Below are 20,111 nucleotides of genomic sequence, written 5' to 3' on the forward strand. Positions count from 1 at the left end.
TCTTCATGATTTTACACTCATGGAGACAACGCTAATGATTCGATTTTGTATTTGTGCACTTATGCTGATGATGTGTGCGTCGCTTGCACAGGCCGCAACGGGTTTTCGTCAGATAACACTTGATAGTCAGGGCAATCGTCCGCTAAATGTTGCCTTTTGGTATCCCACTGCCGCCACGGGCGTCTTTGAAAATGTGGGTGAGAACCCCGTGTTCTATGGTGAGCCGATGTTACGCAATGCAACGCCTCGTCCAGGACAGCATCCTTTAGTCCTTCTGTCTCACGGCTATGGCGGTAGCTGGCGTAACCTCAACTGGTTGGCGCATGCACTCACTGTGCAGGGATATATCGTCGCTGCCCCCAATCATCCCGGTACAACAACTGAGAATCACGATCCTGCTACTGCCCGGAAACTTTGGCTGCGTCCAGATGATATCAGCCGGGTACTGGATCGGTTATTGGCAGACGAACACCTGGCAGGAAAGGTCGATCCATTGCGTATCGCCGCCATCGGCCACTCACTTGGAGGGTGGACAGTGATGGAGTTAATCGGTGCCCGGTTTTCGTCCAACAGATTTGTTCAGGATTGTCAGAACCACGCGCAGCTAGCAGACTGTCAATTGATTGAGACGTTGGGTATCAGCAATACAAATACCGCTTCTTTATTAGATGCTCAATTACGTAATCCACGTATTAAAGCGGCCGTATCGCTTGATCTTGGTCTGGCACGCGGATTCACACCTGAAAGCCTGGCAAGGGTTTCTGTGCCAGTGCTGGTGTTATCCGCAGAACAAGACAGTGTTGAACTTCCCGCCTCACTGGTATCCGGCTATCTGGCGCAGTATCTTCCCCCGCAACAGACATCGTTTTCACGTATAAGAGGCGCAACCCACTTTAGTTTTATGCAGCGCTGTAAACCCAATGGTGCTGAGTTAATCGAACAATCTTCCCCTGGTGAGGGCTTCGTTTGCCGGGATCAAGGCAGCCTCACCCGCGCCGATATTCATCAGGAGTTAATCGCCCGTATCACTCGCTTTCTGACAGCGGCATTGAACTCGCCTGCTGACGAAATGCACTCGGCGTCTGTCCGCTAATGCGTAAAAACTCGCGATTGAAATTTGATTTAGTGGTGAATCCTGACGCCAGCATCACCTCCGTAACCGGCAGTGAACTGCTTCGAAGCAACTGCTGCGCATGAGCGATGCGAAAACCATTTATCCACTGAGAAACATTGCAGTGGTAAGTCGCATTGATCGCACGTGAGATATGACGCGAGGGAATACCGGATTTGCGTGCTAACAGATTCAACGTGAGTTGTGTATTAAGGAACAGGTCATCCTGCCGCAGTCGATTTTCCAGTTGCAGGCACAAGGCTGCCTGCTCAGGCGTCTGCAACGGAGAAGAATCGGGCAGTACTGTCTCAATACTCACTTCCCGGGGGCGGGTCCGTGCTGCAAGTACAATCGCCAGGCTAAGCAAAGGCAGCATTAAACTTTGCAGTATCGCGATGATTTGCGGCACAAGCTTGCCCTGATGCAAAGTGAATTCGAGCGCCACCAGCAAATCTGTCATACCAGAGAAGCAAAGAAAAACACCGGCGGTAAGAGCCATTCTTGCCGCCAGTCCGACTTCACCGATGCGCGCATCGCTAAATCGATCCTCACCGCCTAAGCCCATAAGAATCAATGTCGCCCCGTATCCGATATAAAGCACAAATAGCGCGCTATCAATGGCTTCTGGCCAGCACTGCATAATGATGATGGCCAGCGCGGGCGGGACGATTTTCCAGCGTGAATATTGATGAGTCGTATGCGGGCTGAAACAGTGCCAGGCCAGCGCCGGGATTAGCGTTGCTAATAACACGCGCAAAGCCATGAGTGGTGTTGACGGCCAGATCCAACGTAATGCTCCCACCGCCAGTAACAGTGAGCAGACGACCAGAAATAGCAGCGTGGTTTGGTGGCGTTGCTTATCGTTCGCCGCTAAGGTCACGATTAAAATTAGCAGCACCAGTAGCGTAACCAGCGGAACCGGAATTGAAGGCATGCAGTAAGAATCCATTCTTGACAATAAGCAGCTATCTTACCAGGTTCATGCACTGAAGTGGCCGGAATTTCGTCGATGACCGTTTTTAAGGCGCCAGCAAATCGAAACGATTATCCTCACCGGAATCGATGCTAAACGGTTCCTGAATTTGCAGCGTAATCCAGTTGGAGGTCACCCGGCTGCCCTTGCTGTCTTCCAGTGTCACAGACAGACGATAGCTGTTAGTGGCGTCAGATGCGCTGTTCCACGCGGGCATAATGATGCTCCAGCCTTGCGGATCATTAGGATTAGCGCCCGGCGTGAGGCTTAACGCCTGGGTATCGCCCTGCCACGTCACCCTGGTTATCGGATTCGCATTACGGATTTGCAATTTCAGCGGCAGGCTTTCGCCGCCGTTTAATTGCCATGGCGGTGTGGCGAGGAATACCGATAAGGTTTTGCGCTGACGATACTCCACCACCGGCGTGTTGTTGCGCGTCACCATGTCGTAACGGCTGCCGCGCAGCGAACGCGCTTCGGCCACGTTATCGGCACTCAACTGCTGGCTCAACGGCACGCCGAAACGATAGTTAAGATGTAAACCCAGCTGATCCTGACTTTCACCTTCATTACTGGTTTTGTGGCTGGCAGAAAATGTCACCAGCGGTACCGGCGTGTAGGAGACGCCAAAAGTTAGCGCCGAAGGATTGTGATAGGTATTGCCGCTGCTAAACAGATCCACATCATTGCCCAGATACTGCTCCCAACTCACCGACATACCAAGCTGGCGATAAAACGGCAGGTAGCCCTGAGTGGTGAAATCGTAGCCGCGTGCTAAACGCTGCTGCTGAAAGGGATCGCGGTTTTGCCAGCCCGATAGCGGTGTGTAGTAGTTAGCCGAGAAGCGCAGGTAATCACCCCAGGCTTCTGTGCCCACTGAAGCACGCTGCAATCCGCTGTTGAACATGCGATCGACAAAACCGTTGTAACCAAGCAGCCATTTGCCCGCCGTCCAACGTTGTCCTAAGCCGATATTGCCCACCAGCCCATCATCCGTTTGGTGAAAACCCACCTCACTAAAGGTCAGATATTGATAGCGATCGGCCCACGGCGTAAGCAGAGAAGCGCCACTGCCGGTGAAGTTACCGTCCATATCGACGTTAAAATCGATCTGCGCTTTACCATAAGGCGATAGCAGAGATTGGCCCTCATCTACCACGCGGTTTGCCACCTCATCGCGGAAATGGTTAAACGCCCAGATACCCGCCTGATGACCAAAAGTGTTGTCACTGGTGCTGTCCTGACTGGCTTCACCAATGCTCTTAGCGATGGTCGCCAGATTTTTGCTGAAAGCCGCATTTTCATCTTCATAGCCGAGTGCAGGCAGATCGCTGGCCATTTTCTGGAAGCGTTCGGGATCGCTAAAAGGCGCATCAGCGACATGCGTGTCAGTGACGAGCGCCAGAGCAGGCGCGGTGAAAAGCAGCCCCGTTGCAGCGGGCAACATACGCAGTGATTTAAAAGCAGAGAAAACAGATGTCATAGCAAAAACAGGCTTTTATCCAGTTTAGAATTTGAAGTGGCTCACAAAACTGTACTGGAATACCCTAACACATTCTGCCGATTTTGCAGAAAAGGCCGGGCTGAATTAGGACATTGCCTGATTAGCAAAAGGCATCATCTTATCTTGATAGCCACATCGCTCCGCAGAGCGCCCTGCGTGAAGTGCAGCAAGGCGCTCACGGCTGCTGCGATTAGGAGAAGATCAACCCGCCATCCACATTGATGGTTTGGCCGGTGATGTAGCGCGCATCATCCGAGGCGAGAAACGCCACCAACCCGGCGACATCTTGCGGCTGTCCGGCGCGTTTCAGCGGAATATTTTCCACCCATTCCGCCATCAACTCACCTTTGCCATACTGCTTTTTATCGCTGCTAAGGATTTCTCCCCACACGCGATCGTTGTAATCCCACATCTCGCTTTCGATGATACCCGGACAGAAAGCATTCACGGTGATGTGCGACGGCGCCAGTTCCAGTGCCAGGCTCTGAGTAATGCCGATAACACCCATTTTACTGGCCGCATAGTGTGGCGTGTAAATAAAGCCTTGTCGCCCCTGCCCGGATGAGGTGTTGATCAGGCTGCCGCTGCCCTGCTTCACCATGTACTTTGCCGCCTCACGGCAACACAGCCACACGGCCGTGGTGTTGACCGCCAGGATTTTTTCAAAGTCGCTCTTTGGCATTGAATCAAAGCGATCAATAGTGATCACTCCGGCATTCTGAATCGAGACATCAATGGTGCCAAAGCGCTCCGCCGCCTGCTGGTAAAGCTGCTGCACTTCGGCTTCATTGGTCACATCCACCTGCAGCGCCAGAATCTCGCTGCCGTACTGTTCTTCCAGCGCCCGCGCCGTGGTGAATACCCGGTCCGAGTTGGACACCATTACCAGCTGTGCGCCATCGCGCGCAAATCGTGCGGCAATACCCGCTCCAATCCCGCGGCATGCGCCGGTAATCACCACCGTTTTTCCACTAAAATCGCGTGTCATATTGCCTCCTGTTATCCGTGCGTTGCTTCAGGCAGGGCGGCCGATTGCTGCTTTTTTTCATGTCTGCGCAGCAGCACCACCTTACTTTGTAATTTTTGCTGGAACTGGTCGATGACCACGGCGGTGACGATCACCAGCCCTTTAATCACCATTTGCCAGAAATCGCTGACGCCCATCATCACCATGCCATCGGCGAGGAATACGATGACAAAGGCACCGATAATAGAACCCGATACACGCCCGCGCCCTCCTGCTAACGCCGTTCCGCCCAATACGGTTGCACCGATAGCGTCCATCTCGAACATGTTGCCAGTCATCGGGTGCGCGGTTTGCAGTTGGGATGCGACGATCAATCCCACCAGCGCAGCACATAAACCGGAGAAGGCATAGACAAACACTTTGACCTTAATGATCGGTACACCGGCCAGGCGTGCCGCAGATTCATTACCGCCGGTGGCATAGATATAGCGGCCCAGCGGGGTTTTACGTGTCAGATAAAGGCCGAGCAGCAGGAAGCCGATCATTAACCAGATTGGGATGTAGACGCCAAGCACACTGCCCGACCCCAGCAACGCGAAACCGGTATTACCCAATGCTGGCATCCCCACCAGATTGGCGTAGGTACTGCCATCGTTGAACAGCAGCGCGGCCCCACGAGCCACATACATCATGCCGAGGGTGCAGATAAAGGGTGCCACGCCCAGACGCGTCACCACGGTGCCGTTGATCAACCCCAGCACGATGCCGAACAGCGCCACCACCAGAATCACTTCCGGCACGTTAAAGAACAGCGTGTTGCCGCCCCACAGCGGCACACCATTAGTGAGCAACGCCCCCGCCACCATGCCGCAAATGCCCGCCACCGCACCGACCGACAGATCGATGCCACCCGTCAGGATCACTAGCGTCATACCAATGGCCAGCAGCCCGGTGATGGCAACATGCTGCGTCATGATCAGTAAGTTTGAGGTGGTCAGGAAATTAGGCACCATAAAGCTAAAAAAGCCGACCACGATCAGTAACGCGATAAAGGTTCGCGCTTTCAGCAAGTACATATAAAGCAGGTATTTCTGGTTCATTTATTGCTCTCCTGCGGGCTCAATCATGCGGTGTTGAGGCGCTAATCAGTGCTTCTCGCGTTGCCGCGCTGCGCGGTAAATCAGCGGTAATACGGCCATCGGCCATCACCAAAATGCGATCGGCCAGTGCCATCACCTCGTCCAGTTCAGAAGAGGAGAACATCACCGCCAGACCTTGCTGTGCGAGATTGCCAATCAGGTGGTACACGTCTGTTTTGGCCCCCACATCAATCCCGCGTGTGGGTTCATCCAGCAAAACCACTTGAGGGCCCGTCATCAGCGCTTTTCCCAGCACCACTTTCTGCTGGTTACCGCCGCTGAGTGAGGTAATCGGCAGTTCCGGATCGCTCACTTTGATGGCGAGATGACCAATCATTTCATCGACGCGACGCAGCTCTTTGTGGGGATTGAGTAAGCGCAGCGCACGGCGGAAACCGCGCAGGCTGAGATCGCTGAGCGTCATGTTGGCGGTGATCGACATCAACTGCACCACGCCTTCGGTTTGTCGGTCTTCGGGCACCAGTGCAATGCCTTTCTTTAAGCGCTGCTGGAAGTTGCGTTTATCCAGCACTTCGCCATTCAAACTGACGCTGCCAGACTGACAATGCATCATGCCTATCAGCCCTTTAAACAGCTCGGTGCGGCCCGCGCCCAGCAAGCCGTAAATGCCGATCACTTCGCCCTTGCGCAGTGAGAACGACACATCATTAAGCTTATAGCCACCATTCTGATGCAGCGCCGTCAGGCCGTTAACGTGCAAAACCGTTTCGCCCTGTGCAGCGGGCTGGTAGTCGAAATGCTTTTTCTTGTCACCAACCATCTGTTCGATGATCCAGGGAACCGAAGCGTCACGCACTTCTCGCTCGCTGATAAAGCGACCGTCACGGAAAATGGTGATGTGATCGCCAATCTCCATCAGCTCTTCCAGCCGATGCGAGATATAGATGATGGTCACACCACGCCGCTTCAGCTGGTCAATCACGTTGAACAACACTTTCACTTCAGACTGGCTCAGCGCACTGGTGGGTTCATCCATGATCAGCACACGCGTATCTTTCGACAGCGCCCGGGCAATCTCGACCAGCTGTTGATGGCCAATTCCCAGTTCGCCCAGTGGTGCATAAGGATCAACATCCAGCTCCAGCCGCTCCAGTAAAGATTTCGCCAGCGCATACTGATACTTTTCGTTGATGACGCCGCGCTGGAAAAACTCATTGGCGATAAAGATGTTGTCCATCACGTTCATATTGGGGAACAGGTTGAGTTCCTGAAAAATGATGCTGATACCGTGCTTTTCCGCCTGGTGGGTGGAACTGAGGGACACGACTTTGCCGTCCAGCAGAATTTCACCGGATGAAGGCGTTTCCACGCCCGCCAGCATCTTCATCATGGTGGATTTACCGGCACCGTTTTCGCCAATCAGCACGTTCACTTTGTTGCGATAGACGCGGTAGTTCACCTGATCGAGTGCGGTCACGCCGGGATAAATACGCGACACGTTACGGGTTTCGATGATCACGTCACTTTGAGGATTTTGCATACCCGCTCCTTACTGCCGCACGATGGCAGCAGGTGTGACATTCGGCACCTGCTCAGGCGTATCGAAGCTGCTAAACACGCCGGAAATTTGCACCTTATCGCCGACTTTGGGCTTGAAGGCGCTCATCATGTTGGCTGCCTGCTGATTAATGGCGCGGCTGTAGTCGCCAAACAGCACCTGATCGTTAAAGTCCTGATAGCTGGCCCCTTTATAGGCATCACGCAGCACCGTGCCAGGGAAAATCGGACCGACCTGCACCGTCACGTTATCGCCGGAAACATCTTTCACCGTCATGCGGCCATTGCGCGAAGTGGTATTAACCGCTGTCACCTCACCACTGACCTTGACGCTAAAGACACAGGGGTTCTCTTCCTGTGAGCGGTAGCCGTAGGTTTGACAGGCGCTGTCAAAATCTTTGGCGGACTTTAGCGCATTCAGCAGTTCCGCCACCGGCTTCGCATCGTGCTGAATCTGCGGCACCAGTTTCTGCTGCCAGGTCTGAGCAATATTGGCCATTTTAGGATTGGGGGGATTTTTCAGGTCGGCCAGCTCCTGCTGCGACACAATGCGGCAACCGCTAAGGATCACGATAGGAAGCAGTAACCAGAGTCGTTTGTGCATCACATTCTCCTGGGGCGCCTGCATAACAGGCGCACCGATTATTGATTACGACTTGTAGTTAAAGTCCTGCACGCCTTTGGCATTGTCTGGGGTGATCAGAATGCCGCGGAACATCACGCGCTGCTTCTCCGGCTTCACCCCTTTCTGGATGAAGTTGTCGAGATCGGTCACACCCTGCGCGGCAATAGCCTGCGCCTGCAGCATCACCGTGGCTTTCAGATCGCCTTTTTCTACCGCATCACGCTCGTCGTTGCTGCCGTCGATGCCCACCACGGTGACATCATTGCGACCTGCGGCTTTGAGTGCCGCAATCGCGCCCAGCGCCACCGGACCGTTGCCACAGATCACGCCTTTCACATCGGGATGAGCCTGCAGGATGCTGTCCATGATGCGTTTGCCATCAATCAGGGTGCCCTTCGCATCCTGACGCGCAACAGATTTCATATCCGGATACTGATCCAGCACCTGGTGGAAGGATTTCGAACGCGTCACGCAGTTGTTGTCCGCGAGGTTACAGGTCAATTCGGCATAGCTGCCCTTTTCACCCATCTTCTCAACAAACACGTTGGCGACGTCTGAGCCGGCCTGGAAGTTGTTATGGGTGATTTGTACCAGCGCCACATCATCTACCGGAATCTCACGGTTGATCAGTACCACCGGAATCCCGGCAGCTTTGGCTTTTTTGATGGCCGCGACGCTGGCGGTGGAGTCGGCGTTATCCAGCACAATACCCTGCACTTTTTTACCGATAGCGGCATCGATCAGCTCGCTCTGCTTCTTAACGTCTTCACCGTGCGACAGCACGCTGGTTTTGTAGCCCAGTTCCTGCGCTTTCAGGTTGGCGCCTTTGGCTTCGGAAGCGTAATAAGGGTTATCCAGTGAGTTCACCAGAATCATGATGGTGCCTTTGTCGGCAGCGAAACTGGATTGGGCGATCAGGCAACTGGCAATGGCAGTGAATAACAGGGTACGTTTTTTCATGTTCGTGCTCTCTCATTGTTTTGTTGTTATTGCAGGGTTGAGGCCTTACTGGTGCTGGCGCGGCATTACCAGATGGTGAAGCCGCCATCGATCATTAAATCTGCGCCGGTGATCATGTCGCTGCCATTGCTGGCGAAGAACAGCACGGCAGCAGCAATTTCATCGGTGTAAGCAAAACGCCCTAACGGGATCAGTTTTTTCATCTGTTCGCCCTTCTCACCGCGCCAGGCCTTTTCGCCCATCGGCGTCAGCACCACGGTGGGTGACAAGGTATTGACGTTGATACGGTGTGGTGCGAACTCTTTGGCCATCACTTTAGTCATACCGAGTAGACCCGCTTTGGCAGAGGTATAAGCCACGTGGTTATCAATGGCGATGGAAGCCGCTTGCGAGGCGATATTGATGATCTTGCCACCATTACCGGCGCGCACCATGCGTTTGCCCGCTGCTTGCGAGCAGAGGAAAGGACCCGTGAGATTGACGGCGATCTGCTTCTGCCACTCGGCAAAGTCGGTTTCCAGTACCGGCTGTAACATCACATAACCTGCACAGTTCACCAGAATATCGATGTGGCCGTAGTGCTGTTCAACCTGGTTGAATGCCGTCTCGACTGAGCCAGCATCGGTCACGTCACAGCACACCAGCAGCACGCGGTCAGCGGAGAATTGTTCCTGCACAGCCGCCACGCGATCGCTTTCGAATGGAGGGTAAAGCAGGGCCAGCCGTGCACCTTTCTCTAACAGCATGGCGTTACTGGCCATGGCAATTCCACCGAGGCCACCGGTCACCACCGCCACCTTGCCGGTGAGGTCCAGATCGGTATTCACGCCGTAGCGCAGGTTGACATCGTATTCCCCACTCATCCCTTCTCTCCTGTGTGCATGTTCAGCGGCTGTGGTTATCTCTGGCCGGATAGGTTTGCAGTAACTTTGATTTTCGAACAAAAATATAAGCTATCGTTTCGCAATGGTTTGTGGGTGAGATCAAATTTCATACAAATGATGCAAACTATTTTTATCTGTCTGTATTTTAAGTAAATAACTAAATATCACGTTTTGTGATATAGAAATAACGGCTGGCAGGTGTATGTAAAATCAATTGCATGGCTTTATCTTATTTTCATTCGAAAATGCATCTTTGTGCGAGCCGCCTCGCAAATCCCTGGTACGCAGAGTAAAATCATCACGGGTTTTCTTATTGCCAAAACCAGACCGTGATTGGAAAGAGGGAGCATTTCGATTGAAAAGCAAAACTGAGCAGCTGGCTGATATGCAGCAGCGTCGTGAGAAGATCCTGGAGATGATCCGCGAAGACGGCACAGTCACGGTTAAAGCGCTTACCGATACCTTTGGCCTGACCGAGGCAACCATCCGCACCGATTTGCGTATGCTGCAAAAAGCCGGGCATGTGCAGCGTTATCACGGTGGCGCCACGCTGATGACCGGTAAGCAGAACACCGGCGCACTGCTGCTTGAGCGTCAAACTCACCTTGATGAGAAAGAAGCCATTGGCCGGCTCGCCGCGCAGTATGTGGAAAATGGGGATACGGTGATTTTCGATTCTGGCACCACCACCACCGCCATTGCGGAAGCAATTGGCCACATCCGTCGTTTATCGGTGATCACCACGGCGGTGAATATTGCGCTGAAGCTGGGGGGCGAACCGGGGATTAATATCCTGCTGACGGGGGGGACCTTCAAATTTCCAACACTCTCGACGTCCGGTGAGAAAGCCGCTTCTTTCTTTGAAAACGTGCTGGCCGAAAAGCTGTTTCTCGCCACCGCCTGTATTTCGCCCCGCCTCGGGTTAAGCTTCCCCAGTGAGACGGATATCAAAGTGAAGATGGCGATGATCAACTCCGCCAGTACGGTATTTGTGGTGGCAGACTCCAGCAAAATCGATAAGGTGTCGATGTTTGCCCTGCCCTGTGACTGGAGCAAAATCCATTATTTGATTACCGATCGCGGGATTACGCCGGCGCAGATTGCAGCGTTTGAAGCGTTAGGGGTACAGGTGTTGGTGGCAGGCATTGAAGAGACAAAAAAACGCGCGGTGTTTTGAGCATCAATTCAGGGGCGGCCCACTCGCAGCCGCCCCCTCAATGCTGATTAGAAACCTAAGCTATCCAGCAAGTCATCCACCTGATCCTGGTTCGCTACCACGCCAGGTGCATTGGCATGGATCTGTGGACCATTCAACAGGCTGCTGGCGTCTTTACGCGCGGCAGCGTTGGCTTCAGGCATATTCTCCAGCAACACCATCAGCAACTGACGCTCGATCTCCTGGATCACATCCATCATGCGCTTGATCACCTGGCCGGTAAGGTCCTGGAAATCCTGCGCCATCATGATCTCAAGCAGCTGCTTGTTGGTGTACGAGGTATGCGACGGCACATCACTGAGAAATTCGCGCGTATCCGAAACCAACTCGCGTGCATCCGCCAGCTCAATCGGGTTTTCAAACCACGCATCCCAACGGCCTTTCAGCTTGTTGGCGTTGGCTTCCATTTGGTCCTGGTGTGGCTGCGCTGCTTCAACGCAGTTGAGTGCGCGTTCTGCCGCTTGCGCCGTCATCTGCACCACGTAATCCAGACGGTCACGCGCGTCCGGAATCGCTTCCGCCGCTTCGGCAATCGCCTGGTCTAACCCCAATTCGCGCAGGCTGTCGCGCAACATACGCGTCAGCGAGCCGATACGGGTAATAATGTCGTGTGCCGAGGCTTCTTCGGTTGGTTTCGAAAGGTCGCTCATCACATCTCCTTACATACCCAGTTTTTCGAAAATTTTACCCAGCTTTTCTTCCAGCGTGGCTGCGGTGAACGGCTTCACTACATAACCGCTGGCACCGGCCTGGGCAGCTGCAATGATGTTCTCTTTTTTCGCTTCGGCGGTGACCATCAGCACCGGCAGTTTGCTCAACGCCGCGTCCGCACGAATGGTCTGCAGCAGTTCCAGACCGTCCATGTTGGGCATGTTCCAGTCGGATACCACGAAATCAAAACCACCCGCACGCAGTTTGGTCAGTGCATCAACACCGTCCTCTGCTTCTTCAACGTTGTTGAATCCCAGCTCTTTCAGCAGGTTGCGGACGATACGACGCATCGTATTGAAGTCATCCACCACCAAAAAGCGCATGTTTTTATCAGCCATATCTACTCCTGTGTTGTCTCGTCCGGCAGGACGGGCTCGTTAAATTCGCAATGCCTGTCCGGCGCTAATTTTTGCCAGCATGTGCTGACTGATGTGTCCTAAATCGACTACTTCACTGGTGCCGCCCATCGCAATCGCTTCGCGCGGCATACCAAAGACGACGCAACTTGCTTCATCCTGCGCGATGGTCCAGGCACCGGCGCGATGCATTTCCAGCATCCCGGCGGCACCGTCGTTACCCATCCCGGTGAGGATGACACCCACGGCATTTCGTCCTGCGTGCACCGCCACGGATCGGAACAGCACGTCAACAGAGGGCTTATGACGGTTCACCGGCGGTCCATCATTCAGTTTCACCACGTAGTTGGCGCCACTACGGCCCAACTCCATGTGCATCGCGCCCGGTGCGATATAGGCATGACCGGGCAAAATACGTTCGCCATCTTCCGCTTCTTTCACGGTGATCTGGCAGAGCTTGTTCAGGCGCTCAGCAAACGAGCGGGTAAACCCTGGCGGCATGTGCTGCGTGATCAGCAGCGCCGGGCTGGTCGCGGGCAGCGGCTGCAGTACATGGCGAATCGCCTCGGTGCCGCCAGTGGAAGAGCCAATCGCAATCAGCTTCTCACTACTCAACAGCGGGCCCGCTTTCAGCATCACCGGGCCGGGTGTGGCCGGGCGCGCATGCAATTTGGCACGGGCCGCTGCGCGAATTTTGTCGGCGATCATCTGGCTGTACGCCAGCATGCCTTCGCGAATACCCAACTGCGGCTTAGTGACGAAATCCACTGCGCCCAATTCCAGCGCGCGTAATGTCACTTCCGATCCTTTACCGGTCAGCGATGACACCATCACGACTGGCATCGGACGCAGGCGCATTAACTTCTCAAGGAAGTCGAGGCCATCCATACGCGGCATCTCGACGTCCAGCGTCAGCACCTGTGGGTTGTATTGCTTGATTAAATCCCGCGCCACCAACGGATCGGGCGCGGTAGCTACCATCTCCATATCGGCGTGGCTGTTGATGATCTCCGTCATCAACTGTCGCATTAGCGCGGAGTCATCCACGCACATCACGGTGATTTTGCTCATCGTCTTTCCTTGGTCAATCCATAGACTGTCTGTCCACGCAGCCAGAACTCTTTACTGATCTGGCTGAAGTTCTCTGAGTGTCCAGCGAACAGCACACCGCCGGGCTTCAGCAGGGGAACGAAACGGCGCAGAATTTTTTCCTGCGTCTCTTTATCGAAATAGATCATCACGTTGCGACAGAAAATTGCGTCGAACGGACCCGGCAACGCCCAGTCGTTGGCCAGTAAATTCAGCTGCGAATAGTTCACCATGCTGGCGAGATCGGAGCGAACGCGTACCATACCTTCATGCGGGCCGGTGCCACGCAGGAAAAAGCGTTGCAGCTGCGATTGCGATAAGGTGCGCAGCTCTTCCTGGCGGTACACCCCCGCCACGGCTTTTTCCAGTACCTGTGTATCAATGTCGCTGGCGTGCACCTGGAACTTACCCGGTCCGGTACCCAGCGTTTCCGCCAGCGTCATGGCGATGGAGTACGGCTCTTCGCCGGTTGAGGCGGCGGTACTCCACACGCTGTAACTGCCACTGCGCTTACGCGCATGATCCGCGAGGATCGGGAAATGGTGCGCCTCGCGGAAAAATGAGGTCAGATTGGTGGTCAATGCGTTAATAAACGCCTGCCATTCTGCACTGTTCTGGTCTTGCTCCAGCAACGCCAGATAACGACCAAAATCATCAATGTTCAGCGTGCGCAAACGGCGCACTAAGCGGTTATAAACCATCTCCCGCTTGTGATCGGCCAGCACGATGCCTGCGCGTTGATAGATCAGCTGGCTGATACGACGAAAATGCGTATCTGAAAGCGGCAGGCGCTGCACCATTTGCGAGAGCAGCGTTGTTGCTTCACTTTGATCCAATAACGTCGATTTCTTCATGTCAGGTCACCCGGCAACAAACTGATTAAATTGTGATACTGCGATTACTGCTGCGCTGCCAGTTGGGCCGCCTTGCGGCGGCCACACGGATTAAAAGGTTTCCCAGTTATCGTCCGCGCTACGTGCACCTGCGGGTTGAGCCAGCGCTTTGACTGCGGCTGGACGCAACATTTTTGGCGCTGTAGATAGGTTAACGGCCTGAGCGACAAATTCTTTACCAATATTGAACACCGCAACCGACTGTTTCAGTCGACTGGCCTGATCTTCCAGTGCGGCAGCCGCCGTGGCTGACTCTTCTACCAGCGCGGCGTTCTGCTGTGTCACGCGATCCATCTCGTTCACGGCCAGACCCACCTGGTCGATTCCGCGACTCTGCTCATCCGACGCCGAGGCGATTTCGCCCATGATGTCGGTGACGCGAGTGACGGCGTTGACGATGTTGGTCATGGTTTCGCCCGCGCTCTCCACCAGCACCGAACCGGTGTTGACGCGACTCACCGAGTCTTCGATCAGACCTTTGATCTCTTTCGCTGCCTGGGCGCTGCGCTGTGCCAGACTGCGCACCTCACCCGCCACCACCGCAAAGCCACGGCCCTGTTCACCCGCACGTGCCGCTTCAACCGCCGCGTTGAGTGCCAGAATGTTGGTCTGGAACGCGATGCCATCGATCACACTGATGATGTCGGCGATTTTCTTCGAGCTGCCGGTGATCTCTTTCATGGTGGTGACCACACCATCCACCACTTTGCCGCCGTGCTGCGCGGTTTCTGAGGCAGTCAGCGCCAGCTGGGAAGCCTGACGGGCGTTTTCGGCGTTCTGCTTCACGGTCGCGGTCAACTGCTCCATGCTGGCAGCCGTCTCTTCCAGAGAAGCGGCCTGCTGTTCAGTACGTGAAGAGAGATCGTTGTTACCCATGGCGATTTCGCTGGCACCGGTGTAGATAGCGTCTGAACCATCACGCACGGTACGCACGGTATTCGCCAGCTCCTGCTGCATGTGCTGCAGTGAGCTGAGCAATTCACCCATCTCGTTGCGCATACTGACATCAATCTGCTGCGTCAAATCACCACGTGCGATGTGACGGATATGGTCGATGCTCTGTTTCAACGGACGAATCAGCACGTGGCGCATGCCGCTCCACACCAGTGCAATCACCAGCAGGGTCACCAGTAAAGTACCGATCACCAGTATGATGGAGTGCTGATAGGCGCTTTCGTTGGCATCAATACCCTGCTTTGCCAGCACGATGTTGTAGTTCAGCCATGCGGTGTAATCCTTCTCGAATTTATCCTGCATACCCTGCGTTGGTTGATCGACAAAGCCTTTAAAGTTCCCGTTACCCAGGAAATCAATCAGCTCGGCCAGTCCACCACGGAAGGCGTTGTAGTTGGCCTGCAGCGTCTTAACGTTCTCTGCGCTTTTGCCCTTCTCAGACAAATTCGCGTTGAACTCGGCAAAAGCCTGGTCAGCGTTTTTCAACTCCTCACTTGCCAGCGCCACCAGTTCTTTCACGGTCGCACCTGATCCAGCCTGCTGGCTATCCAGCAAATAGCGGATCCCTGCACGGTTCAGCGTGTTACGCGCCTGAACCAGCGATACCCAAGAGGTGCCCATCGCCCGTTGCAGCGTGCTGAGACGCTGGTTGTAGGCAAAATTCTCTTTATCGGCTTTCACCGTGGTAAAAAACATCCCTCCGGAAAACAGCTGCAGCAAGGCAAACAGTGCCAGCACACATAACAGCCCGGAAACGACACGAATACGACTAAACATAAACACCTCATTGGTTGGCGGATCGCTCCTGTTATCGGCGTTCGCAGGGGGATCTTTAAGTTGTCTGCAACGGGTTGGACCAGCGGGAATTAGGGAGGATCAGGGATAAATTAAAGTGTGCCGACAGGTGTGCGGGCGCACCTGCGTGCGCCCGGTTAAAAACGTTTAAAATGTCTCCCAGTTGCTGTCACTGACGGGCGCCGTCACGGCTTTGCGTGGTGCACTCAGCATTGGCTGCGCGCTCTGTGGCTGACGCACTGCGGCAGTGGCCTGTGAAGCACGCGGCACGCGGAACACCGCCACTGACTGGCTCAAACGGCTGGCCTGCTCTTCCAGTGACGCCGCTGCAGCGGCGGATTCTTCCACCAGCGAGGCATTCTGCTGGGTCACGCGATCCATCTCGGTGACGGCCTGGCCGACCTGATCGATACCGCGACTCTGCTCATCAGATGCTGAAGCAATTTCGCCCATGATATCGGTCACGCGCGTCACAGCACCGACGATATCATTCATGGTTTCACCGGCAGTACCCACCAGCTGTGAACCGCTGTTCACCCTGTTCACCGAGTCTTCAATCAGGCCTTTAATCTCTTTGGCTGCCTGCGCACTGCGCTGTGCCAGATTACGCACTTCACCGGCCACCACCGCAAAGCCACGCCCTTGCTCACCGGCACGCGCCGCTTCTACCGCCGCGTTCAGTGCCAGAATATTGGTCTGGAAAGCAATGCCATCGATCACGCTGATGATATCGGCGATTTTCTTCGAACTGCCAGCAATGTCATGCATGGTGCGCACAACACCATCCACCACTTCGCCACCTTTACGCGCGGTATCAGAAGCACTGAGCGCCAGCTGAGATGCCTGACGGGCGTTCTCGGCATTCTGCTTCACGGTAGCCGTCAGTTGCTCCATGCTGGCCGCCGTCTGTTCCAGCGAAGCCGCCTGCTCTTCAGTTCGCGCGGAGAGATCGTTGTTGCCTGCCGAGATTTCGCTTGCGCCGGTAAAGATGGCATCAGAGCCGTCACGCACGTTGCTGACGGTACGCACCAGCGACTGCTGCATCTCATGCAGGCTGGCCGCCAGTTGGGTCATCTCGTTACGCCCTTCCACGGCAATATTCTGCGTCAGATCGCCAGATGCGATATGGCGGATATGGCCCAGCAGCTGATGCAATGGCTGGATCAGTACCGCACGCAGGCCAAACCAGCAGCCGACAATTACGAACACCACCACCAGCGCCACCACTGCCAGCAGCCACATCATCATATGGAACGCTTGCTGATTTTGCGCCACGCCTTCCGCCGCCAGTGTGCTTTGCGCCGTGCGCCACTCAGCATAGGTGGCCTTCATCTTCACCTGTTTGGCTTCAATGTTCTGCGCAAACATGCCTTGCAGATCGTTGGCTTTTAAACGTTCCAGCATCGCTTTCAGGCCATCGTTGAAGGCGGCGTAGTCCGTTTCCAGGCGATCGCGCAGTGCGTCCGGCAAGCCTGGCGTACCCGGCAGATCGTAGTAACGCTGGTAGTGCCCGGCAGCCACATCCAGCTGCTTTTCAGTCTGTGCAATCAGCGCCTGAAGCTGGCCGCCGTTGGACTGTGCCGCCATACTGCCCTGCATGCGCAGCATCGCGCGGTTTAACACGGTACGGGTCTGGTTGAGTTCGATCCAGGCATCGGACATCGCGCCGACGTTGTTGGTCGACGTCTGTGCCACGGCAAAAGCTTCTTTATCTTTTTGTAAGGCAGACCAGAACAATCCGCCCGACAGTAACTGCAAAGCACCAAAGACCAGCAAGACTGCGATCAGGCTGGTGACAACATTGATTCGTTTTAACATGGGTTCTCCAAAGAGTGAGGCATTTCGGCTCCCGCTGTTATCGACCGCAGTTGTTAAATTTTGAGGGGCTTTAACGGATTTTACGAAATATAATTCTGCCAATAACTTTCTTTACAGAGTTTTATAACTAAAGAAATTGTCATTAAAAAAAATGCGCCTTTATCGGGCAAACGATAAAAGCGCATTGATGCTTTTGGAATAAAAGGATATTGCGGCAGTGGGTGCGCCAGCGCACACCACTGCAAACGATTAAAACGTTTCCCAGTTACTGTCGCTGACTGGTGCAGTCACAGCTTTACGTGGTGCACTCAACACCGGCGGCGCGATCTGCGGATGGCGCACCACGGCACTGGCCATGCCAGGCTGTTCGGCACGCGGCACACGGAATACCGCCACAGACTGGCTCAGACGGCTGGCCTGCTCTTCCAGCGAAGCCGCTGCCGCAGCAGACTCTTCTACCAGCGAGGCGTTCTGTTGGGTCACGCGGTCCATTTCCGTCACAGCCTGACCGACCTGATCGATACCACGACTCTGTTCATCAGACGCTGAGGCGATTTCGCCCATAATATCGGTCACACGGGTGACCGCATTGACGATCTCACTCATGGTTTCACCGGCGGTACCCACCAGCTGCGAACCGCTGTTGACGCGATTGACAGAATCTTCAATCAGACCCTTAATCTCTTTCGCCGCCTGGGCGCTGCGCTGTGCCAGGTTGCGAACTTCACCTGCCACCACCGCAAAGCCACGCCCCTGCTCGCCAGCGCGCGCCGCTTCCACCGCTGCATTCAGCGCAAGGATGTTGGTCTGGAAGGCGATACCGTCAATCACGCTGGTGATATCAGCGATCTTCTTTGAACTCCCGGCGATATCGCTCATGGTGCGTACGACGCCTTCCACCACGTTGCCGCCCTTTTGCGCGGTTTCCGAGGCACTCAACGCCAGCTGTGACGCCTGGCGGGCATTTTCGGCGTTCTGTTTCACTGTCGCGGTCAGCTGTTCCATGCTGGCTGCGGTCTGTTCCAGCGAGGCAGCCTGCTCTTCCGTACGAGCTGAGAGATCGTTGTTACCTGCCGAGATTTCACTCGCACCGGTGAAGATGGCATCAGATCCGTCACGCACGTTACTGACAGTACGCACCAGCGACTGCTGCATGTCATGCAGGCTGCTCGCCAGTTGGCTCATCTCATTGCGGCCTTCAATGGCAATGGTCTGCGTCAGGTCGCCCTGCGCGATATGCTGAATATGCTGAATATTGTCATTTAGCGGTTTAATTAAGATCTTACGCAGGCCAAACCAGCACAGCGCAATCACGCCAATCACCACTACCATCACCACGCCCAGCAGCCACATCATGCGTTGATAGGCCGCCAGGTTTTCTGCCACACCCTGCGCCGTTAAGCGATCCTGATCGGTTCGCCATTGGCTGTAATCTTTCAGGAAAGCACTCTGGCTCGGCGCCACGGGTACTTTTCCGGCCTGAACTAAATCGTTTGCCAGCAGTGCGTCTTGCATCTGACTCAACGCGTTAGCATAGGCTGTATAAGTTCCATCCAGATGCTGATTGAGTTCGACATCCTGTCCCGGTGTATCAGGGGTCGTTTTGAACAGTTGATAGTTATCCGCTGCCGTTTTCTGAAACGCCTTGCTGTCGTTGTAAAGCCCGGCGATGTCCGGCTCTGAGCCATTCAGTTTGCTGGTGGCCATACGCAGCTGAATACGCGTCAACACCACACGGCTCTGATTGAGGCTCATGTAGGCATCGTTGATGGCGGCGGTATTTTTACTGGCCAGTTGTGAAACATTGAAACTGTTTTTGTCTTCACTTAGTGCTTTGAAGAACAGTGAGCCGGATACCAGCTGCAGAAAGCCAAAGATGAAGAGCACCAGCAACAGGCTGGTGACAACACGGATTCTCGTAAACATAGTTTGCCCTGGGAAAATGAAGAAAATGATACAGAGCAGTTATCGACCAATGACCGGAATTATTGAGGGGGGAACGCGAAGAATAGTGGGAAATTATTGTTTAATTACAATGAATTAATTTACACAAGTGATGATAACGGGCCGCCGTGCGCGGCCCGTTTTATGCGCTTACGCGCTACGCAGCGTATCCACCAGCGCCATCTCTTCGCTGCTCAGCAGCTTCTCGATGTCGACCAGAATCAGCATACGTTCGCCCAGTGCGCCGAGGCCGGTCAGGTACTCGGTGGACATGGTGACCGCGAATTCCGGTGCCGGACGAATCTGTTCCTGCATCAGAGACAGCACGTCAGACACGCCATCCACCACGATACCCACGACGCGGTGCTCAAGATTCAGCACGATCACCACGGTGTTTTCGTTGTATTCCACATCCTGCTGCGCGAACTTCACACGCAGGTCGATGATTGGCACGATCACGCCACGCAGGTTCGTCACACCCTTGATGAATTCTGGGGTGTTGGCGATACGCGTTACCTGATCGTAACCCCGAATCTCCTGCACTTTCAGAATGTCGATGCCGTACTCTTCGTCACCCAGGGTGAAAACTAAGAATTCCTGGCCCACGGTTTCGCCAGCGATTTTGGTCACGGTTGCCATGTCAGTCATTTTTTT

At 54.6% G+C, this 20,111-nt stretch carries 18 protein-coding genes; 2 read left to right on the forward strand and 16 right to left on the reverse strand.

Features of this window, described 5'->3' with window-relative positions:
* The first annotated feature begins 34 nt into the window (after positions 1-34).
* Positions 35-1,093, forward strand: coding sequence for an alpha/beta hydrolase family protein (locus WFP70_RS08560; RefSeq protein WP_337023256.1), 1,059 nt, complete (start codon positions 35-37; stop codon positions 1,091-1,093).
* Here the strand turns inward: WFP70_RS08560 and WFP70_RS08565 are convergent.
* The 8 genes from WFP70_RS08565 to WFP70_RS08600 all read right to left on the reverse strand — a co-directional run bounded on the left by WFP70_RS08565 (position 1,026) and on the right by WFP70_RS08600 (position 9,660).
* On the reverse strand, positions 1,026-2,045 hold the full coding sequence (locus WFP70_RS08565) for a helix-turn-helix domain-containing protein (protein WP_337023255.1): 1,020 nt from the start codon (positions 2,043-2,045) through the stop codon (positions 1,026-1,028). The genes WFP70_RS08560 and WFP70_RS08565 overlap by 68 nt on opposite strands.
* An 85-nt stretch (positions 2,046-2,130) precedes the next feature.
* On the reverse strand, positions 2,131-3,567 hold the full coding sequence (locus WFP70_RS08570) for a YchO/YchP family invasin (protein ID WP_442956340.1): 1,437 nt from the start codon (positions 3,565-3,567) through the stop codon (positions 2,131-2,133).
* A 211-nt stretch (positions 3,568-3,778) separates the two neighbouring features.
* A complete protein-coding gene (locus WFP70_RS08575; RefSeq protein WP_211727823.1) occupies positions 3,779-4,576 on the reverse strand; it encodes an SDR family oxidoreductase in 798 nt (265 codons plus the stop codon).
* An 11-nt stretch (positions 4,577-4,587) separates the two neighbouring features.
* Complete coding sequence (locus tag WFP70_RS08580) at positions 4,588-5,655, reverse strand: ABC transporter permease (RefSeq protein WP_034821800.1); 1,068 nt, start codon at positions 5,653-5,655, stop codon at positions 4,588-4,590.
* Between the two features lie 19 nt (positions 5,656-5,674).
* Positions 5,675-7,195: a sugar ABC transporter ATP-binding protein gene (locus WFP70_RS08585; protein WP_337023254.1), complete on the reverse strand. Its 1,521-nt coding sequence runs from the start codon at positions 7,193-7,195 to the stop codon at positions 5,675-5,677.
* 9 nt (positions 7,196-7,204) lie between these two features.
* The gene (locus WFP70_RS08590) at positions 7,205-7,816 is read right to left on the reverse strand and encodes a DUF2291 family protein (RefSeq protein ID WP_337023253.1); all 612 of its coding nucleotides are present in this window, start codon (positions 7,814-7,816) and stop codon (positions 7,205-7,207) included.
* A 45-nt stretch (positions 7,817-7,861) separates the two neighbouring features.
* Positions 7,862-8,797, reverse strand: coding sequence for a D-ribose ABC transporter substrate-binding protein (locus tag WFP70_RS08595; protein WP_034821808.1), 936 nt, complete (start codon positions 8,795-8,797; stop codon positions 7,862-7,864).
* A gap of 65 nt (positions 8,798-8,862) precedes the next feature.
* Positions 8,863-9,660 carry a GolD/DthD family dehydrogenase gene (locus WFP70_RS08600; RefSeq protein ID WP_034821811.1) on the reverse strand — a complete coding sequence of 266 codons (798 nt, stop codon included), beginning with the start codon at positions 9,658-9,660 and terminating at the stop codon, positions 8,863-8,865.
* Between the two features lie 376 nt (positions 9,661-10,036).
* Here WFP70_RS08600 and WFP70_RS08605 point away from each other — a divergent pair, with 376 nt between their 5' ends.
* Positions 10,037-10,858 (forward strand): DeoR/GlpR family DNA-binding transcription regulator, encoded by an 822-nt coding sequence (locus WFP70_RS08605; protein ID WP_034821814.1) that lies wholly within the window; start codon positions 10,037-10,039, stop codon positions 10,856-10,858.
* 47 nt (positions 10,859-10,905) lie between these two features.
* Here the strand turns inward: WFP70_RS08605 and cheZ are convergent, their stop codons facing one another.
* The 8 genes from cheZ to cheW all read right to left on the reverse strand — a co-directional run bounded on the left by cheZ (position 10,906) and on the right by cheW (position 20,105).
* Positions 10,906-11,547 carry a protein phosphatase CheZ gene (cheZ, locus tag WFP70_RS08610; protein WP_160834648.1) on the reverse strand — a complete coding sequence of 214 codons (642 nt, stop codon included), beginning with the start codon at positions 11,545-11,547 and terminating at the stop codon, positions 10,906-10,908.
* A gap of 9 nt (positions 11,548-11,556) precedes the next feature.
* Positions 11,557-11,946, reverse strand: coding sequence for a chemotaxis response regulator CheY (gene cheY, locus WFP70_RS08615; protein WP_007892562.1), 390 nt, complete (start codon positions 11,944-11,946; stop codon positions 11,557-11,559).
* Positions 11,947-11,985: 39 nt separating this feature from the next.
* Positions 11,986-13,035 carry a protein-glutamate methylesterase/protein-glutamine glutaminase gene (locus WFP70_RS08620; RefSeq protein WP_058959712.1) on the reverse strand — a complete coding sequence of 350 codons (1,050 nt, stop codon included), beginning with the start codon at positions 13,033-13,035 and terminating at the stop codon, positions 11,986-11,988.
* Positions 13,032-13,907, reverse strand: a complete 876-nt coding sequence (cheR, locus tag WFP70_RS08625; protein WP_034821825.1) for a protein-glutamate O-methyltransferase CheR — start codon at positions 13,905-13,907, stop codon at positions 13,032-13,034. The genes WFP70_RS08620 and cheR overlap by 4 nt, the downstream gene beginning before the upstream one ends.
* A 90-nt stretch (positions 13,908-13,997) precedes the next feature.
* Positions 13,998-15,677, reverse strand: coding sequence for a methyl-accepting chemotaxis protein (locus WFP70_RS08630; protein WP_337023252.1), 1,680 nt, complete (start codon positions 15,675-15,677; stop codon positions 13,998-14,000).
* A 165-nt stretch (positions 15,678-15,842) separates the two neighbouring features.
* Entirely contained in the window at positions 15,843-17,513 is a 1,671-nt protein-coding gene (locus WFP70_RS08635) for a methyl-accepting chemotaxis protein (RefSeq protein ID WP_337023251.1), read from the reverse strand.
* A gap of 249 nt (positions 17,514-17,762) precedes the next feature.
* A complete protein-coding gene (locus WFP70_RS08640; protein ID WP_337023250.1) occupies positions 17,763-19,439 on the reverse strand; it encodes a methyl-accepting chemotaxis protein in 1,677 nt (558 codons plus the stop codon).
* Positions 19,440-19,607: 168 nt separating this feature from the next.
* Positions 19,608-20,105: a chemotaxis protein CheW gene (cheW, locus tag WFP70_RS08645; RefSeq protein WP_034821837.1), complete on the reverse strand. Its 498-nt coding sequence runs from the start codon at positions 20,103-20,105 to the stop codon at positions 19,608-19,610.
* Between the last annotated feature and the right edge of the window lie 6 nt (positions 20,106-20,111).

Source organism: Pantoea sp. USMM079 (assembly GCF_037153115.1).
GTDB classification, from domain to species: Bacteria; Pseudomonadota; Gammaproteobacteria; order Enterobacterales; family Enterobacteriaceae; genus Pantoea; species Pantoea communis.

Coding starts and splice junctions, on each gene's coding strand:
- WFP70_RS08560 (WP_337023256.1), top strand. CDS start 35: ATGATTCGATTTTGTATTTGTGCACTTATGCTGATGATGTGTGCGTCG.
- WFP70_RS08565 (WP_337023255.1), bottom strand. CDS start 2,045: ATGCCTTCAATTCCGGTTCCGCTGGTTACGCTACTGGTGCTGCTAATT.
- WFP70_RS08570 (WP_442956340.1), bottom strand. CDS start 3,567: ATGACATCTGTTTTCTCTGCTTTTAAATCACTGCGTATGTTGCCCGCT.
- WFP70_RS08575 (WP_211727823.1), bottom strand. CDS start 4,576: ATGACACGCGATTTTAGTGGAAAAACGGTGGTGATTACCGGCGCATGC.
- WFP70_RS08580 (WP_034821800.1), bottom strand. CDS start 5,655: ATGAACCAGAAATACCTGCTTTATATGTACTTGCTGAAAGCGCGAACC.
- WFP70_RS08585 (WP_337023254.1), bottom strand. CDS start 7,195: ATGCAAAATCCTCAAAGTGACGTGATCATCGAAACCCGTAACGTGTCG.
- WFP70_RS08590 (WP_337023253.1), bottom strand. CDS start 7,816: ATGCACAAACGACTCTGGTTACTGCTTCCTATCGTGATCCTTAGCGGT.
- WFP70_RS08595 (WP_034821808.1), bottom strand. CDS start 8,797: ATGAAAAAACGTACCCTGTTATTCACTGCCATTGCCAGTTGCCTGATC.
- WFP70_RS08600 (WP_034821811.1), bottom strand. CDS start 9,660: ATGAGTGGGGAATACGATGTCAACCTGCGCTACGGCGTGAATACCGAT.
- cheZ (WP_160834648.1), bottom strand. CDS start 11,547: ATGAGCGACCTTTCGAAACCAACCGAAGAAGCCTCGGCACACGACATT.
- cheY (WP_007892562.1), bottom strand. CDS start 11,946: ATGGCTGATAAAAACATGCGCTTTTTGGTGGTGGATGACTTCAATACG.
- WFP70_RS08620 (WP_058959712.1), bottom strand. CDS start 13,035: ATGAGCAAAATCACCGTGATGTGCGTGGATGACTCCGCGCTAATGCGA.
- cheR (WP_034821825.1), bottom strand. CDS start 13,907: ATGAAGAAATCGACGTTATTGGATCAAAGTGAAGCAACAACGCTGCTC.
- WFP70_RS08630 (WP_337023252.1), bottom strand. CDS start 15,677: ATGTTTAGTCGTATTCGTGTCGTTTCCGGGCTGTTATGTGTGCTGGCA.
- WFP70_RS08635 (WP_337023251.1), bottom strand. CDS start 17,513: ATGTTAAAACGAATCAATGTTGTCACCAGCCTGATCGCAGTCTTGCTG.
- WFP70_RS08640 (WP_337023250.1), bottom strand. CDS start 19,439: ATGTTTACGAGAATCCGTGTTGTCACCAGCCTGTTGCTGGTGCTCTTC.
- cheW (WP_034821837.1), bottom strand. CDS start 20,105: ATGACTGACATGGCAACCGTGACCAAAATCGCTGGCGAAACCGTGGGC.